At 72.8% G+C, this 14,585-nt stretch carries 18 protein-coding genes and 1 pseudogene; 10 read left to right on the top strand and 9 right to left on the bottom strand.

What is annotated here, in order from left to right; translation table 11 throughout:
* Window positions 1-42 precede the first annotated feature (42 nt).
* Window positions 43-390, bottom strand: a complete 348-nt coding sequence (locus O7600_RS21375) for a hypothetical protein (protein ID WP_281589974.1) — start codon at window positions 388-390, stop codon at window positions 43-45.
* A 155-nt stretch (window positions 391-545) separates the two neighbouring features.
* Here O7600_RS21375 and O7600_RS21380 point away from each other — a divergent pair, with 155 nt between their 5' ends.
* The gene (locus tag O7600_RS21380; RefSeq protein ID WP_281589976.1) at window positions 546-1,346 is read left to right on the top strand and encodes a helix-turn-helix transcriptional regulator; all 801 of its coding nucleotides are present in this window, start codon (window positions 546-548) and stop codon (window positions 1,344-1,346) included.
* Window positions 1,337-1,525 (top strand): DUF397 domain-containing protein, encoded by a 189-nt coding sequence (locus tag O7600_RS21385; RefSeq protein WP_281589978.1) that lies wholly within the window; start codon window positions 1,337-1,339, stop codon window positions 1,523-1,525. Before O7600_RS21380 ends, O7600_RS21385 begins: the two co-directional genes overlap by 10 nt.
* A gap of 28 nt (window positions 1,526-1,553) precedes the next feature.
* On the opposite strand, the gene O7600_RS21390 is transcribed toward O7600_RS21385, so the two are convergent.
* From O7600_RS21390 to O7600_RS21400, 3 genes and pseudogenes are all read right to left on the bottom strand, one after another.
* Window positions 1,554-1,883 (bottom strand): hypothetical protein, encoded by a 330-nt coding sequence (locus tag O7600_RS21390; protein WP_281589980.1) that lies wholly within the window; start codon window positions 1,881-1,883, stop codon window positions 1,554-1,556.
* A gap of 60 nt (window positions 1,884-1,943) precedes the next feature.
* On the bottom strand, window positions 1,944-2,327 hold the full coding sequence (locus tag O7600_RS21395; protein ID WP_281594226.1) for a nuclear transport factor 2 family protein: 384 nt from the start codon (window positions 2,325-2,327) through the stop codon (window positions 1,944-1,946).
* A gap of 42 nt (window positions 2,328-2,369) precedes the next feature.
* Window positions 2,370-3,035, bottom strand: a pseudogene (locus tag O7600_RS21400) (AAA family ATPase); the annotation flags it as partial.
* Window positions 3,036-3,555: 520 nt separating this feature from the next.
* Here O7600_RS21400 and O7600_RS21405 point away from each other — a divergent pair.
* Window positions 3,556-4,821 (top strand): hypothetical protein, encoded by a 1,266-nt coding sequence (locus O7600_RS21405; RefSeq protein ID WP_281589982.1) that lies wholly within the window; start codon window positions 3,556-3,558, stop codon window positions 4,819-4,821.
* Between the two features lie 6 nt (window positions 4,822-4,827).
* Here the strand turns inward: O7600_RS21405 and O7600_RS21410 are convergent, their stop codons facing one another.
* Window positions 4,828-5,352, bottom strand: coding sequence for a hypothetical protein (locus O7600_RS21410; RefSeq protein ID WP_281589985.1), 525 nt, complete (start codon window positions 5,350-5,352; stop codon window positions 4,828-4,830).
* Window positions 5,353-5,462: 110 nt separating this feature from the next.
* On the opposite strand from O7600_RS21410, the gene O7600_RS21415 reads away from it, so the two are divergent.
* From O7600_RS21415 to O7600_RS21425, 3 genes are read left to right on the top strand one after another with little or no spacing between them, the layout of a single operon-like run.
* Window positions 5,463-5,867, top strand: a complete 405-nt coding sequence (locus tag O7600_RS21415; protein ID WP_281589987.1) for a GntR family transcriptional regulator — start codon at window positions 5,463-5,465, stop codon at window positions 5,865-5,867.
* Window positions 5,864-6,772, top strand: a complete 909-nt coding sequence (locus O7600_RS21420) for an ABC transporter ATP-binding protein (RefSeq protein WP_281589989.1) — start codon at window positions 5,864-5,866, stop codon at window positions 6,770-6,772. The genes O7600_RS21415 and O7600_RS21420 overlap by 4 nt, the downstream gene beginning before the upstream one ends.
* A complete protein-coding gene (locus O7600_RS21425) occupies window positions 6,769-7,833 on the top strand; it encodes an ABC transporter permease (protein WP_281589991.1) in 1,065 nt (354 codons plus the stop codon). The genes O7600_RS21420 and O7600_RS21425 overlap by 4 nt, the downstream gene beginning before the upstream one ends.
* 3 nt (window positions 7,834-7,836) lie before the next feature.
* Here O7600_RS21425 and O7600_RS21430 read toward each other — a convergent pair whose 3' ends face one another.
* Entirely contained in the window at window positions 7,837-8,949 is a 1,113-nt protein-coding gene (locus tag O7600_RS21430; protein WP_281589993.1) for an NAD(P)/FAD-dependent oxidoreductase, read from the bottom strand.
* A gap of 29 nt (window positions 8,950-8,978) precedes the next feature.
* Here O7600_RS21430 and O7600_RS21435 point away from each other — a divergent pair, with 29 nt between their 5' ends.
* The 4 genes from O7600_RS21435 (at window position 8,979) to O7600_RS21450 (ending at window position 13,411) form a co-directional block, all read left to right on the top strand.
* The gene (locus O7600_RS21435) at window positions 8,979-9,707 is read left to right on the top strand and encodes a TetR/AcrR family transcriptional regulator C-terminal domain-containing protein (RefSeq protein WP_281589995.1); all 729 of its coding nucleotides are present in this window, start codon (window positions 8,979-8,981) and stop codon (window positions 9,705-9,707) included.
* A gap of 66 nt (window positions 9,708-9,773) precedes the next feature.
* Window positions 9,774-10,241, top strand: a complete 468-nt coding sequence (locus O7600_RS21440; RefSeq protein ID WP_281589997.1) for a DUF4442 domain-containing protein — start codon at window positions 9,774-9,776, stop codon at window positions 10,239-10,241.
* Window positions 10,242-10,289: 48 nt separating this feature from the next.
* Complete coding sequence (locus O7600_RS21445) at window positions 10,290-11,042, top strand: beta-phosphoglucomutase family hydrolase (protein ID WP_281589999.1); 753 nt, start codon at window positions 10,290-10,292, stop codon at window positions 11,040-11,042.
* Entirely contained in the window at window positions 11,039-13,411 is a 2,373-nt protein-coding gene (locus tag O7600_RS21450; RefSeq protein ID WP_281590001.1) for a glycoside hydrolase family 65 protein, read from the top strand. Before O7600_RS21445 ends, O7600_RS21450 begins: the two co-directional genes overlap by 4 nt.
* Window positions 13,412-13,456: 45 nt before the next feature.
* Here the strand turns inward: O7600_RS21450 and O7600_RS21455 are convergent, their stop codons facing one another.
* The 3 genes from O7600_RS21455 to O7600_RS21465 form a co-directional block, all read right to left on the bottom strand.
* Window positions 13,457-13,636: a hypothetical protein gene (locus O7600_RS21455; protein WP_091583174.1), complete on the bottom strand. Its 180-nt coding sequence runs from the start codon at window positions 13,634-13,636 to the stop codon at window positions 13,457-13,459.
* Window positions 13,637-13,698: 62 nt separating this feature from the next.
* Entirely contained in the window at window positions 13,699-14,046 is a 348-nt protein-coding gene (trxA, locus tag O7600_RS21460) for a thioredoxin (RefSeq protein WP_281590004.1), read from the bottom strand.
* The gene (locus tag O7600_RS21465; RefSeq protein ID WP_098743917.1) at window positions 14,016-14,408 is read right to left on the bottom strand and encodes a MerR family transcriptional regulator; all 393 of its coding nucleotides are present in this window, start codon (window positions 14,406-14,408) and stop codon (window positions 14,016-14,018) included. Before O7600_RS21465 ends, trxA begins: the two co-directional genes overlap by 31 nt.
* Window positions 14,409-14,585: the final 177 nt, after the last annotated feature.

Below are 14,585 nucleotides of genomic sequence, written 5' to 3' on the forward strand. Positions count from 1 at the left end.
GGGGCCCCCTATTAACGCATTCTGCAGAGGAGGGGGCCCCGCTTAACACCCGCCGGGCGGTGGCGCAATGATCGGGCGGCGGTGCGGGCCCCAGGCGACGAACCGGGTGAACATCTCGGTCGGCGGCGGCGCGTCGTCGGGGTTGAGCCGGTAGAGGTCGCGCGTCGCCTCGTAGAGCAGCCCGCACAGGTAGACGGCCAGGCCGATCTGGTTGTCCTCGTACTCGTTCTTGAGCAGCAGGCGGGCCAGCGGGCACGGCCACGGCCGGCCGCAGGCCCGGCAGCACCACATCGGACGCAGCGGCGTGTGCGGGGTGGCGTGCAGGGGGTACGGGCGGGGGCGGTCCGCCGCCGGCCCGTCCGGTGGCTGGCCGAGCTGGTGGCTGATCACGGGTGCTCCTCTCGGTAGCGGGAACCGGACGACTTCGGCTCCACTGCGTGACAGTGTCGTCACCGCGTGGCTAGGGTCGGAAGGCGTTCCGCCCCCACCGTCCCGGCCGTCCGAGCGGCCGACGTCCGTGTGCAGCCGTGTGCAGAGGTGTGCAGATGATCCGTGTGCCGTTGTGGGAACTGTTCGCCGGTGAGCTGCGCCGGTTACGCACCGACCCGGGGCTGACCCAGGAGGCGCTGGGCGAGCGGGTGAGCTATTCCGCCTCGCTGGTCGCGGCCGTCGAGCAGTGCCGCCGCGCGCCGCGCGCCGAGTTCGCCGAGCGCTGCGACGAGGTGCTGCACGGCGGCGGCCTGCTGGTGCGCATCCGGGATGCACTGGTGCAGGAGGCGCTGATGCCGTGGTTCCGCGAGTGGGTGAGCATCGAGCAGGAGGCGTCCGCGCTGCGCAGCTTCCAACCGCTGGTGGTCCCGGGCCTGCTACAGACCGAGGAGTATGCCCGGGCGCTGCATGAGGGTGCGAGCCCGCTTGTCGGCGAGGCGCTGGAACAGCAGGTGGCCGCTCGTCTGGCTCGGCAGGCGGTGCTGGACCGGCCCGCGCCGCCGCAGTTCGTGGCGGTGCTCGACCACTCGGTCCTGGTCCGCCCGGTCGGAGGGCCGAAGGTGATGCGGGAGCAGTTCACGCATCTGGTCGAGATGGGCCGCCGTCCGCGGGTGCACCTGCACCTGGTCCCGGAGACGGTCGGTGCCTATCCCGGGCTCAACGGTGCGTTCGTGCTCGCCACCCCCGCCGACGGCGACGACGTCGGCTACCTCGACAATCAGCTGCACGGCACCATTGTGGAGCGGACCGTGGACGTAAACTCGCTGCGGCAGACCTGGGAGTCCGTCCGCGCGGAGGCGATGCCGCACGGGGCGACCCTGGCGGCGATCTCGGAGGCGGCGAAACGATGGAGCTGACCGGCGCGACCTGGCGTAAGAGCACCCGCAGCAGCGGCAACTCCGGTGACTGCGTCGAGGTGGCCGACAACCTGCCCGGCGTGGTCGGGGTTCGCGACAGCAAGGACCGGCAGGGGCCGGCGCTGACGTTCACGCCGGCGAGCTGGGCGGCATTCGTCGCGTACGCCAAGCGCGCCTGAACCGTGTCGCCGGTCGTCGCGGCGATCGTCAGCAGGAACTCAACCGGTCGATCGGAATCGTCATGCTCGCGCTCAGGACCATGGTGAGCACGGAGACCGCGAGCCACGGCCAGGGGTTCGGGAAGTGGCTCCACCTGCCGCCCCAGGCGAGCGCGACGGACAGGGCCGCCGCCAGCAGCATCACCACGCTGAGCAGAAAGAGGACGATCCGCGCCTGTTGGAAGGAGTCGGCCGTGTCGTTCGGACACGGTTCGGTGGGCGCGAGGAACGGCAGGCAACTGAGACAGCCGAGCAGGGTGAGCAGTCCCGACAGCAGGGTGACCACCGTCGCTGCCGTCGTCGCCGCGCGGGATCGCATTGCTCGGACGGTAGGCACCGAAGGTCTCGCGGGTGACACGACCGGGCAACGGTGTCGGCCTCACCCGGCGTCGGTGGTCCGCTGTTCCGGCGCGAACGGCCACTCCTCGAAGGACCTGCACCGACCGTCCTCGGTGAACCGCATGATCCACAGATCCTGCCACTCCTGGGCGGCGGGGTCGCCGTAGCGCACGTGCACCCGGGCCACACCGGTGTCGCCGTCGACGGCGATGACCTCTACGGTCATCTCGAAGACCTCGTCGGGTCCCTCGCGTTCGCTCTCCCACATCCGGGCGATGGCGGGAAGGCCGACGACCGGTTCCCGGTACGGCCCCTGCCGGTAGCTCGCATCGGCCGTGAAGATCGAGGCGAGCGCCGCCGATCCCGGTGTCCGCCACGCCTGTTCGTACGCCGCGATCCAGCCGGCCACCTGCTCCCTGTCCATGGTCGCCAGCTTGCCACCCGAGGAGCGCGGCGCGCGGGAGGTCCGGGTCTGCCAGGCCGGCCGCCGTGGGTCGTCGTTGTGCACGACGACGTCGGCGTGCTCCGTCGGGTGGGCCCGGGAGACGTAGAGCCGCTGGGCGGGGAGGTAGCGCTCGCGCCACCGCCGCTCGACGTCGGCCCGGGACGACACGTGGCGTTCCCGGACCACCGCACGATCGACGGTCCGGTCGGGCGCGGTCGACACGAAGACGCGCAGTTCCCACCGGTCGATCAGTTCCGGCCGCAGGAGGAAGACGCCGTCGACGACCAGCACGGCGTCGGCGGGGGCGGTCACGACCGGCGGGGCCAGCACCGTGTCGGTGCGGTGGTCGTAGACCGCGTGCTGGAAGCGTCGGTCCCCACCCGGGCCGAGCGGATCGAGCAGCACCCGGCGCAGCGCGTCGTGGTCGTGGGTGTCGACGTAGCAGCCCTCGGCCGAGTACTCGCCGCGCCGGTAGCGCAGCGCCCTGGGGAAGAGGAAGTCGTCGACCGTGGCCCGGATGACGATCCGGCCCCGTGCGCGCAGGACCGCGGCCAGTTCGTCGGCGAGCGTGGTCTTGCCGGTGGCGGGCGGTCCGTCGACGGCGACCCGGACCGGGTGCGCGACGGCGACGGCGCCGACCGCGTCGGCCAGGTGGCCGAGCAGGTCGCCACGGGTGCCCCGGTCCATGTCCCGCCCCGTCCCGGTCGCGCGAGTTGTCCTTGCCCAGTCGACTCTATGCGCCCAGCCGTAGGGCACCGGGGCGACAACTCCCCGAGTGGAACTGGGCAGCGGTCACCAGTGCCTCCGGCCGGCTCAACCGGGACATTCGCCGGATGGCCGTGCGCAAGATCGGTTCCCACCCCGTGCTGCCGCACGCCGCGCGGTTCATCGCTGACGCGGGCATTCACCTGTCACCCGTCGCCCCGGCCCCTGACTCCGCGCGACCCCTGTCCGGACGGCGTGGCTGCGACCCGAAAGGCGTTGCGACACCCGAAAAGGTGTCGCCTGCCGCGAACGGCGAGGTGGGGAAGGCCCGGCGACTGTCAGTAGTCAGCTGGCTGGCCGACCACCGAAGGACCGATATACCGCTGAGTCATATTCATGCCCCAGCGGTATATCGCTCGGAACTGACCTGTCGCTGTGCCAGCCGGGGCCGGGCCGCCGAGCCGCCCGGCTGCCCGGTGCGCCGGAGGGAGAGAATGGCCGGGTGGAGCAATCGGTGATCGACGCGGTGCGCAACGGCGACCTGGTCGCCGTCCGCCGGCACCTGTCGACGCTGCCCCGGGCGGCGCAGTGGGAGGACGACGGCCGTGCGGTCGCCGCCGAGGTGGTCCGCCGGGGCGGTCCCGGCTTCGCCCAACTGCTGTACGAGCACGGCGAGGTCGTACCCTCCGGTCCCTGGGGTGGGGTCGACCCGGTGGTGTGGGCGGCCGAGCACGGGGCGAGTGAGCTGCTGCGTCACCTGCTCGACCGCTACCCGGTCCCGGAGGCCACTCTGCGAGGTGCGCTCGACGCGGCCCGGGCCTGGCTCGGTGTGGACCCGGAGGCCGAGCTGCGCCGTCGATCGGGAGCGACGGACGGCGAGGCCGTCACGGTGACCCGGGACCAGGTCACGGCCGGTGAGCACTCGCCCCGGGCACTGCGGATCCGGCTGACCCGTGCCGACGGCCGGTGGGCGGAGGTACTCGCCGGGCACCGGGCCGTCGTCACCGTCGTCGAGGAACGGCTGGGCCTGCCCGTGTCCCGTGACGAACTGCTGGCGCGGGCTCTGTGGTCGGCCGACCCGGAGTCGTGCGACTGGCAGACGTCCCGCCACGCCGTCATGACCCGGTTCCCCCCGGAGGAGACGTTCCGGTGGGCGGTCGGCCGACTGGACGATCCGGAGGTGCCGGCGCGCCTCTTCACCGCCGAACTGCTGCACCACTGCACGATCGACGGCGAGTCGCCCGACGCGCCGTACGCCGCGGAGGCCCTGGAGGTGCTGCGGCGTCGGACGGCGGCCGAGACGGACACCGCGACGCTGTGCCACGTGCTGGGCGCCTACGCCGGTTTCCGCGAGATCGGCGCGGTCCTCGACGAGTTCCTCCCCTTCGTCCGGGACCCGCGCCCCGAGGTGCGCACCCGCGCGGCCGCCGACCTGCTCAACGGCGCCGGCGGGCGCGCCGACGACCCGCCGCCGCACGTCCTGGACGCGATGCTGGGGCTCGCCCGGGACCCGGACCCGACGGTTCGCCGGGTGGCGACGGCCCATCTCGTCCACTCCGCTGTCGACGCGCCGGCACTGCGGGGACTGTTCGCCGGCCTGACGGGCGGCGACGACCGCGAGACCCAGGTGTACGCGGCGACCGGCCTGGCCCTACGGGGTGACGCGCGGGCCCTCGCGGAGTTGCGCCGGATGGGCGACGAGGACGGTGACGAGTCGTTCGCCTGGTCGCAGTGGGATTCCGTGGAGCGGATGCTCGGGCGCCGCTAGGTCGGGTCACGCCCGGCGGCGTAGTTCGCGGAGCACGCCGTGCCGGCGCAGCGCCCACGCCAGCCGCCGTGCGCTCGGGTGCCGGACGAACAGCACCGCCGCCCGGCGGATCAGGCCGAACCGGTTGTCGCTCACCTGGTCGTCGACCGCCCGCCAGATCAGCTCGCGCACGTCGGCGCTGTCCAGCACGGCCCGCACCTCCCGCCGTACCGCGGGGTCTTCCGCCGCCGACGTGACGGCGGTGACCTGGGCCGGCCGGTCGGCGATCGGCTCCACCGCCGCGGCGACGAGCGGCCGGCGTACGGTGTCCCGCTCCAGCAGCAGCAACACCGCCTCCCGGACCTCGGTGGTCTCCAGGCCGGAGCGCAGCAGGCCCAGCAGGCTCCGCTCGACCTCGCGGTCGCGGTCGGGGAGCGACAGCGCGGCCAGCAGCACGGTCACCTCGTCGAGGTCGACGAGGTGGCGCAGTCCGTCGCGGAACTCCGGCAGTGCCCACGCCACCGTCAGCCCGCGTGCGAGATCGCGGTTCATGGGCATCTGGCTACCCGGAGGCGGCGGTCGCCGAAACGCCGTGCGGGCATTGCCATGTTGATTGACTGGTGTTCTACTAAACCATAACAATCTGACGGAGGGTCACCAGGGTGATCAACTTTCATGTCGACCGGTCCAGCAGCGTCCCCGCGTACGCCCAGCTGGTCCGGCAGGTCCGCGAGGCGCTGCGGGTGGGGACGTTACGACCCGGGGACCAACTCCCCACCGTGCGCAGCGTGGTGACCTCGTGCACGGTCAACCCGACCACGGTGCTCAAGGCCTACCGGGAGCTGGAGCTGTCCGGCCTGGTGGAGGCGCGGCAGGGCGCGGGCACGTTCGTCAGCGGGACGCTCGGCCACGCCGATCCCCACGTCATGGCCCGCCTGCGGGGCAGCCTGGCCCGGTGGCTCGGCCAGGCCCGGGAGGCCGGCCTGGAGGACGAGGACGTCCAGGCGCTGCTCGCCTCGGTGATCGGGGAGAACGCGGCGCTCCGGAACAAGGAGGGCGCGGCGTGAGCGGCCAGCCGGTCGCCGTCGAGGCCCGCGACCTGAGCCGGCGCTACGGCGCGGTGTGGGCGCTGCGGGAGTGCGGCTTCGCGTTGCCCGCGAACCGGATCGTGGCGCTGGTCGGCGCGAACGGCGCGGGCAAGTCGACGCTGCTGAGCATCATCGCCGGCACGTTGGCGGCAACCAGCGGCACGCTGCTCGTGCACGGCCGGCCCGTGGCGCGCGGCCGGTCCACCGACGGCGGGAGCAGGGTCGCGATCCTGGCCCAGGACAAGCCGCTCTACCGCGACTTCACCGTGGCGGACATGCTCCGCTTCGGCCGGTCGACGAACCGCGTGTGGGACCAGCGGCGGGCGCTGTCGTGGCTGAGGCGCTTCGACGTCCCCCTGGACCGGCGCTGCGGCAAGCTGTCCGGCGGACAGCGGGCACAGGTCGCGTTGGCGGTCGCGCTCGGCTCCCGCCCGGAGGTGCTGCTGCTGGACGAACCCCTCGCCAACCTGGACCCGGTGGCCCGCACCGAGGTGACCGGTGAGTTGATGGCGGAGGCCGCCGACGACGACATGACCGTCGTGCTGTCGACCCACATCATCGCCGAGCTCAGCGTCGTCGGTGACCACCTGCTGCTGCTCGACGCGGGTCGGCCCGTGCTCACCGGCGACGTCGAGGACCTGCTCGACGGCCACGTGCGGATGGCCGGACCCCGCGCCGACCAGCCGCCCGGCCCGGGTGTGGTCGTTCAGGCCCAGCACACCGAGCGCCAGTCCACCTTCGTCCTGCGCCGGCCGGCGGCACCGACGGCGCACGCCGTGGTGGCGCCCGGCTGGACCGTGCAGCCCGTCGCGCTGGACGAGCTGATCCTGACCTACCTCCGGGCGTCGTCCCGGGCGCCCCACGAGCGGGAGGCAGCCGCATGAGCCAGATGACCCGGGCGTCCGCCGCCACGAACCGCCAGGACGACCTGGGGTACGCCGGTGGCGTACGCGGTCTGCTGTGGCTGACCTGGCGACAGCACCGCTGGACCCTGATCGGCACGCTGGTCCTGGCCGCGGTGCTGGTGGGCTGGATGACCTACCTGTCGGTGGAGCTGACCAGCCTGTGGCACCAGTGCCACGAGACGTTCTGCCCGGAGGGCTCGCCGCAGGGCCGACGGCTCGGGGGATCGTCCCGCCTGGTCCTGACCCTGGCCGTCCTGTCGTTGGTGGTGCAGTGGATGCCGCTGCTGATCGGTGTGTTCGTCGGCGTCCCGGTGCTGACCAGGGAACATGAGCAGCGCACCCTGCTGCTGGCCTGGAGTCAGGACGTCTCCCCGCAGCGCTGGCTGTGGATCAGGCTGACAGTGCTCGGCCTGTTCGTGGCGGCCGTGACCAGTGCCGTCGCCGGCGTCAGCGACCATCTGGAGCGACTCCAGGCCCGGGTCGCTGAGGTGACCCTGTTCGACTACGGGCCGTTCGTCAACACCGCGATGCTGCCGGCCGTGATCAGCCTGTGCTGGTTCGCGGTGGGCGTCGCACTCGGCGCCGCGATCAGGCGTACGCTCCCCGCCGTGTTCGCCGTGGCGGCGGGTTTCGTCGGCCTGACCCACCTGGTCAAGTGGCGCTATCCCACCCTCAGAGAGTCGTTGTCCGCGCACCGGCCCATCGGCGGGCCGAACCTCGACGTGCTGCGCGACAACGCCCTGGTCGTCAAGGGTGGGCTGATCGACTACGGGGTGGACGGGCCGTCCGGCGCGTTCGACCCCTCGGGGCGTGAGCTGAGCGGCGTCGAGCTGCAGCAGCTCTGTCCGCCCGACAACGGCACCGGCCGGACGTTCGTCTGCTTCGCCGAGCACCATCTCCAGCAGCACCTGCAATACCAGCCGGGCAGCCGGATCCCCGAGTTCCACCTGATCGTCGCGGGCGGCTACCTGGCCCTGGCCGCGCTGGCGTTGGTCATGCTCTGGTGGATCGTCCGCCGCACCGACCTCAGCGCGGGTTGACCCTCAGGTCGCGGCGGGCCGCGGGGCGAAGAAGCGGACGATGTCGTCGGCGGCGGTGGGAGACAGCATCATCGCGTGCGCCCGTGCCGACATCTCGACGATCGGGCGGATCCGGGTGAACATCGCCTCCTCGTACGCCCGGATCGCCGCGTCGGGGTCGGCGGGCGCGGCGGCCAGGCGCGCGGCGAGGTCGGCGGCGTCGCGCATCGCCTGGTTGGCGCCTTCGCCGACCGGTGGCAGGAGATGCGCGGCGTCACCGATCAGGGTCACGCCCGGGCGGTGGGCCCAGCGGACGTCGGTGGACACGGCCTCGATGGTGCGTGGCGCCGGCGAACCGTCCGCGGCGTCGATGAGCGCGGTGAGGCGGGGGTGCCAGCCGTCGAACAGGTCGAGCAGGGCGCGCTTGCTGCGGTAGGTGTCGACCGGATGGTCCACTGCCGGGAGGGAGACGCCGACGCGGATGCGGCCGTCGCCGAGGCGTTGCGCGGACAGAACCTGCCGCACACCCATGGCCCAGAGGTTGCCGGGGCCGACCATCTCGGCGACGTCCGGGTGGTCCCGGTCCGCGTCCCGGATCGTCAGCTCCACCAGGGTCGAGATGGCGGACGGTGTCGCATCGGTCAGCAGTGACCGGACGACCGAGCGTGCACCGTCCGCGCCGATCAGGAGGTCGCAGTCGGCGCGGTGACCGCCGTCGAACGTCAACCCGAAGCCGCCGGCGGGGTGCGGCGACACGGCGACGAGCCGCCGGTGCCAGGTCACCGCGTCGGCGGGGAGCGAATCGAGCAGGAGGTCCCGGAGCGCCCCGCGGTCGATCTCGGGGCGGCCGGCGAAGGAGCCCGACTCCGGCGTGTGGTGCACGAGGGTGCGTCCGGTCGGGTCGAGGATGCGGTGTTCCTCGCCCTGCGGTCGCGCCTCGGACCGGAAGCGCTCGGTCAGCCCCGCGTCGGCCAGGGCCCGCTGCCCCGACTCCGGGTGCAGGTCGAGTGAACCGCCCGGGGCACGCGCGGACCGGGTCGCCTCACGTTCGTAGACCACCGCGCTGATGCCGTGCCGGTGCAGGATCCGGGCCAGCGTCAGGCCGCCCAGGCCGCCGCCGACGATCGCGATGCTCATCCGCGCCTCCTTGCCGTACACTGTATTTTGTGGATACACCGTACGGTAGCGTGCCGTTGCCGGTCTGGGAACGGCCCGAGCCTCGGCCGCGGGCGACGCCGGTGCCACTGACCCGCGCGCAGATCGCCGACACCGCCGTCCGGCTCGCCGACGCGGCCGGCCTGGAAGGGCTGTCGGTCCGCAAGCTGGCCAAGGAGCTGGGCGTCGGCCCGATGCGGCTCTACGACTACGTGGCGAACCGGTCCGAACTGCTCGACCTGATGGTCGACGCCGTCTACGCCCAGATCGCCGACGTCGACCGGCACACCGGGTGGCGCGACACGGTGCTGGCGGTCATGCGTCGGACCCGCGCCGCCGCGCTCGACCACGAGTGGTTCCCCGACCTGCTCGGCGCGCGGCCCCACCTGGGGCCGCACGCGCTCGCCGTGGCCGAGACGACCGCCGCGGCGCTCAGTCAGGCCCCGGGGGTACGCGACGTGGACGACCTCCAGCGGGCCCTCGGCGCGCTCAACGCGTTCCTCGTCGGTGCGCTCCGCCGCGAGATCGCCGAGCGGCGCACCGCCCGCGCGACCGGCGCCGACCTCTCCGCCTGGCAGGCCGCCCACGGCCCCTACCTGACCCGCATGCTCGACACGGGCCGCTACCCCACCGTGGCCCGACTCGTCGTCGACGGCGCCCACCTCGACGCCGAGGACACCTTCCAGCGCAACCTGACCACCGTCCTGGACGGCGTCGCCGGCCTGGAGCACCCGGCCTGATCCGCCGAACCGAAGGAGCGGAGGGCCGGGCTTGCCCGGGTTGTTACTGGCGAGTAGCGTTCGGGCATGTCCATCGACTCTCGCCAGGTGGCGGCCGGTCTCCTCGACGCCGTGCCGTTCGCCCGCACGCTCGGAATCGAAATCGTCGAGGTGGCGCCCGAGGCCGAGGGCGGGGTCCGGGCCGTGGTCCGCCTCCCCGACGACCCGGCGCACCACAACCACGTCGGCGGCCCGCACGCCGGGGCCATGTTCACCCTGGGCGAGACCGCCTCCGGTGCGGTGGTCCTGGCCGCGTTCGGGCAGGTGCTCGACCGGGCCGTACCCCTGGCCGTGACCGCGACCATCCGCTACCTCAAGGTGGCGATGGGGCCGGTGCGGGCCACCGCGCGGCTCGGGCGTCCGCCCGCCGACGTGCTGGCCGAGCTGGACGCCGGCACGCGGCCCGAGTTCCCGGTCGAGGTGGAGATCGGCACCGAGGACGGCACCGTCACCTCCGCGCTCACCGTCACCTGGACGCTGCGCCCCAACCGCTGACGCGTCGAATCGGGTTTGCCCGGCCGACGGCGTGGATAGATTCAGGCAATGCTGGGCCTACCCGCGCACGTGACCGCGTGTCTCTTCGATCTCGACGGTGTGCTGACGCAGACCGCCAAGGTGCACAACGCCGCCTGGGCCGAGACGTTCGACGCGTTCCTGCGACGCCGGTCGGCCGAGACCGGCGAGCCGTTCCGCCCGTTCGACAGCGGACCGGACTACAACCGGTACGTGGACGGAAAGCCCCGCGCCGACGGCGTGCGATCGTTCCTGGCCTCACGCGGCATCACGCTGCCCGAGGGCACCCCCGACGACCCGCCGGAGGCGGACACCGTCAACGGCATCGGCAACCGCAAGAACGTGGTGCTGCTCCAACGGATCGCGCACGACGGGGTCGAGGTCTACGACGGCTCGGTGCGCTACCTGGAGGCCGCGACCCGGGCCGGGCTGCGCCGGGCGGTCGTCTCGGCCAGCGCCAACTGCGAGGCCGTGGTGCACGCCGCCGGTCTGGACCGCTGGCTGGAGGCCCGGGTGGACGGGGTGGTCGCCCGCGAACGCGGGCTGCGGGGCAAGCCGCACCCGGACACGTTCCTCCAGGGCGCGCGGCTGCTCGGCGTCGAACCGGCGAACGCCGCCGTCTTCGAGGACGCGCTCGCCGGGGTGGCCGCCGGGAAGGCCGGCGGCTTCGGGTACGTGATCGGCGTCGACCGGGTCGGCCAGGCCGACGAGCTGCGCGCACACGGCGCCGACGTGGTGGTCACCGACCTCGCCGACCTGCTCACCACGGAGCCGGCCGCGTGATCCGGGAACGGTCCTACCCGGTCGAGCCCTGGCACATCCGCGAGGTGCGGCTCGACATGGACGTGCTGGCCCAGTCAGAGTCGGTCTTCGCGCTCTCCAACGGCCACATCGGCCTGCGCGGCAACCTCGACGAAGGGGAGCCGCACGGGCTGCCCGGCACCTACCTGAACTCGTTCTACGAGCTGCGGCCCCTGCCGTACGCGGAGGCCGGCTTCGGCTTCCCCGAGTCCGGGCAGACCATCGTCAACGTCACCAACGGCAAGCTGATCCGGCTGCTCGTCGACGACGAACCGCTCGACGTCCGCTACGGCGAGCTGCTCGACCACGAACGGGTTCTCGACCTGCGCGCCGGGACGCTGCAGCGGGAGGTGCACTGGCGTTCCCCGGCCGGCCGCGAGGTCAAGGTGCGCAGCACCCGGCTGGTGTCGTTCACCCACCGCTCGGTCGCGATGATCAATTATGAGGTGGAGGCGGTCGACGGGCCGCTGCGGCTGATCCTCCAGTCCGAGCTGGTGGCGAACGAGTCGCTACCGCCGCAGAGCCGCGACCCCCGGGTCGCCGCCGTGCTGGAGTCACCGTTGCAGGCCGAGGAGGAGCTGACCACCGACGACGGCGGCCTGCTCATCCACCGCACCAAGGTCAGCGGCCTGCGGGTCGCCGCAGCCATGGGTCACGACGTGACCGGCCCGGAACGCACCACCATCGAGTCCGAGGGATACCAGGACTGGGTCCGCACCACCATCGGCTGCGTGCTCAAGCCCGGCGAGAAGCTGCGGGTGGTCAAGTACCTCACGTACGGCTGGTCGAGCCGCCGGTCGCTGCCGGCGCTGCGCGACCAGGTCGGCGCCGCGCTCTCCTCCGCCCGCCTCGACGGCTGGGACGGAATGCGCCGCGCGCAGCGCGAATACCTGGACACGTTCTGGGATGCCGCCGACGTGCGCGTCGAGGGCGACCCGGAGGTCCAGCAGGCCGTCCGGTTCGGGCTGTTCCACGTGCTCCAGGCCGGCGCCCGCGCGGAACGGCGGCCGATCTCCGCCAAGGGCCTCACCGGCCCCGGGTACGACGGGCACGCGTTCTGGGACACCGAGATGTTCGTGCTGCCGGTGCTCACGTACACCCAGCCGGGCGCGGTGCGGGACGCGTTGCAGTGGCGCTACGCCACCCTCGCCCAGGCGCAGGAGCGGGCCCGAACGCTCAACCTCGACGGCGCCGCCTTCCCGTGGCGCACCATCGAGGGGCCCGAGTCGTCCGCGTACTGGCCGGCCGGGACCGCCGCGTTCCACATCGCCGCCGACATCGCCGACGCGTTGCGTCGCTACGTGCTGGTCACCGGCGACGAGGCGCTGGAACGGGAGATCGGGCTGGAACTGCTGGTGGAGACCGCCCGGCTGTGGCGGTCACTCGGCCACCACGACCGCGCCGGCCGGTTCCACATCGACGGGGTGACCGGCCCGGACGAGTACACCGCGGTGAAGAACGACAACGTCTACACCAACCTGATGGCCCAGCGGAACCTGCTCACCGCCGCCGACTGCGCGATGCGCTACCGGGACCAGGCGCTCGACCTCGGCGTCACCGAGGAGGAGGCCGCCGCCTGGCGGGACGCCGCGAACGACATGCACGTCCCGTACGACGCGGACATCGACGTGCACGAGCAGGTGGAGGGCTTCACCCGGTTGCAGGAGTGGGACTTCGAGCACACGCCGCCGGAGAAGTATCCGCTGCTGCTGCACTACCCGTACTTCGACCTGTACCGCAAGCAGGTGGTCAAGCAGGCCGACCTGGTGCTGGCCATGCACTGGCGGGGCGACGCGTTCAGCCCCGCCGAGAAGCTGCGCAACTTCACCTACTACGAGCGGCGCACGGTCCGCGACTCGTCGCTGAGCGCCTGCACCCAGGCGGTGCTGGCGGCCGAGGTCGGCTTCCCCGAGCTGGCCCACCGCTACCTGCGCGAGGCCGCGCTGATGGACCTGCACGACCTCAACGAGAACACCCGCGACGGGGTGCACATGGCGTCCCTGGCCGGAGCCTGGATCGCGCTCGTCGCCGGCTTCGGCGGGCTGCGCGACCACGACGGGACGCTCTCCTTCACGCCCCGGCTCTCCAGCCGGCTCAGCCGCCTGGAGTTCTCGCTCCAGTGGCGGTCCATGCGGTTGCGGGTCGACGTCCGGCCGCACCAGACCACATACTCGCTGCGCAACGGCGGCCCCGACACGGTGCTGGACCTGCTGCACCACGGCCAGCCGCTGCGGGTCACCTGCGCCCGGCCGGTCACTGTGCCGGTGCCGCCGGCCCACCCGTCCGGCCCGCAGCCGGAACAGCCGCAGGGTCGGGCCCCGCTGATGCACCTGCCGGAGCACCTGAGCTGAGCGGCCCCACCGCACCTGTCGGCGGGGCCGCCCGGTGCCCGTACCTCAGAACTGAGGGCCGTTGGACGGGCGCCCGCCGGCGTCCCGCGGCGCGGTCGCGCGCGGGTCGTCGGAGGTACGCGCCACGGCGGCGCGGTCGGCCCACTCCGGCGAGCGCTCCAACTCCTGCTTACGGCGTTCCTGGTCGCTGAGTTCCCGCTCCCGGGACCTGTCCTTCTTCGCCATCGGAGATCCTCACGATCGATCGGGGTCCGTGGTCACCCCGCGCGTTCCCGCCCGGCGGCGGCTCAACCGTCCGGGTGACCGGCGAAGCTCTGCCGGAGGTGGTTCTTCGGCCGCGAACCGACGATGGAGCCGACCACCTCGCCGCCGCGGAAGACCAGCATCGTCGGGGCGGACATCACCTGGTAGGCCCGCGTGGTGGCCGGATTCTCGTCGGTGTTGACGGTCACGAAGCGCAACGCGTCACCGAACTCCTCGGCCAGCTCGGCCAGGTGCTTCGACACCACCCGGCAGGGCGGGCACCACTCGGCCCAGAAGTCGACCACCACCGGCCGGTCGGCGGCCAGCACGGCGGTCGCGAACGTGGCGTCGGTGACCGCCGTCAACCGGCCGGTCTGCGTGTCCTGAGGCATGTTTCCTCCCGATGGGCGATCGCGCGGGCGAGCTGGTCGTGCAGGCGGCGGCGGACCACGCCGAGCCGGTCGAGGTAGTCGTCCACCTCGGCCAGCTTGCGGCGCAGCACCGCCACCGAGTCGGGACAGACGTCGCCGGAGTCGTGGCCGGCGCGCAGGCAGGCGACGAACGGCCGGATGTCGTCCAGACCGAACCCGATCGCCAGCAGGGAGCGGATCTCGTGCACGACGCGCAGCTCCGCCTCGTCGTAGACCCGGTATCCGTTGGCCGACCGGCGCGGCCGGACCAGCCCCTGCGTCTCGTAGTAGCGCAGGGTCCGGGCGCTCGTACCGGCCCGCTCCGCCAGCTCACCGATCCGCATGGGCGTTCCCCCGTCCGTCTCTGGTGCCGACGCTAGACCTTGCCGCCGACGTCAAGGCAACCCCGCGGTCGTGCCCCGTCGTCGACGGCGCGGCAGCGATTCGTCCCGCGCGTCGGGGCCGCCACCTCCACCCCTGCGATCCCCCTCGCCCACCCGGGGGACTCGCCGACCGTCCGA

This window comes from Micromonospora sp. WMMA1998 (assembly GCF_027497375.1).
Taxonomy (GTDB): Bacteria; Actinomycetota; Actinomycetes; order Mycobacteriales; family Micromonosporaceae; genus Micromonospora; species Micromonospora sediminicola.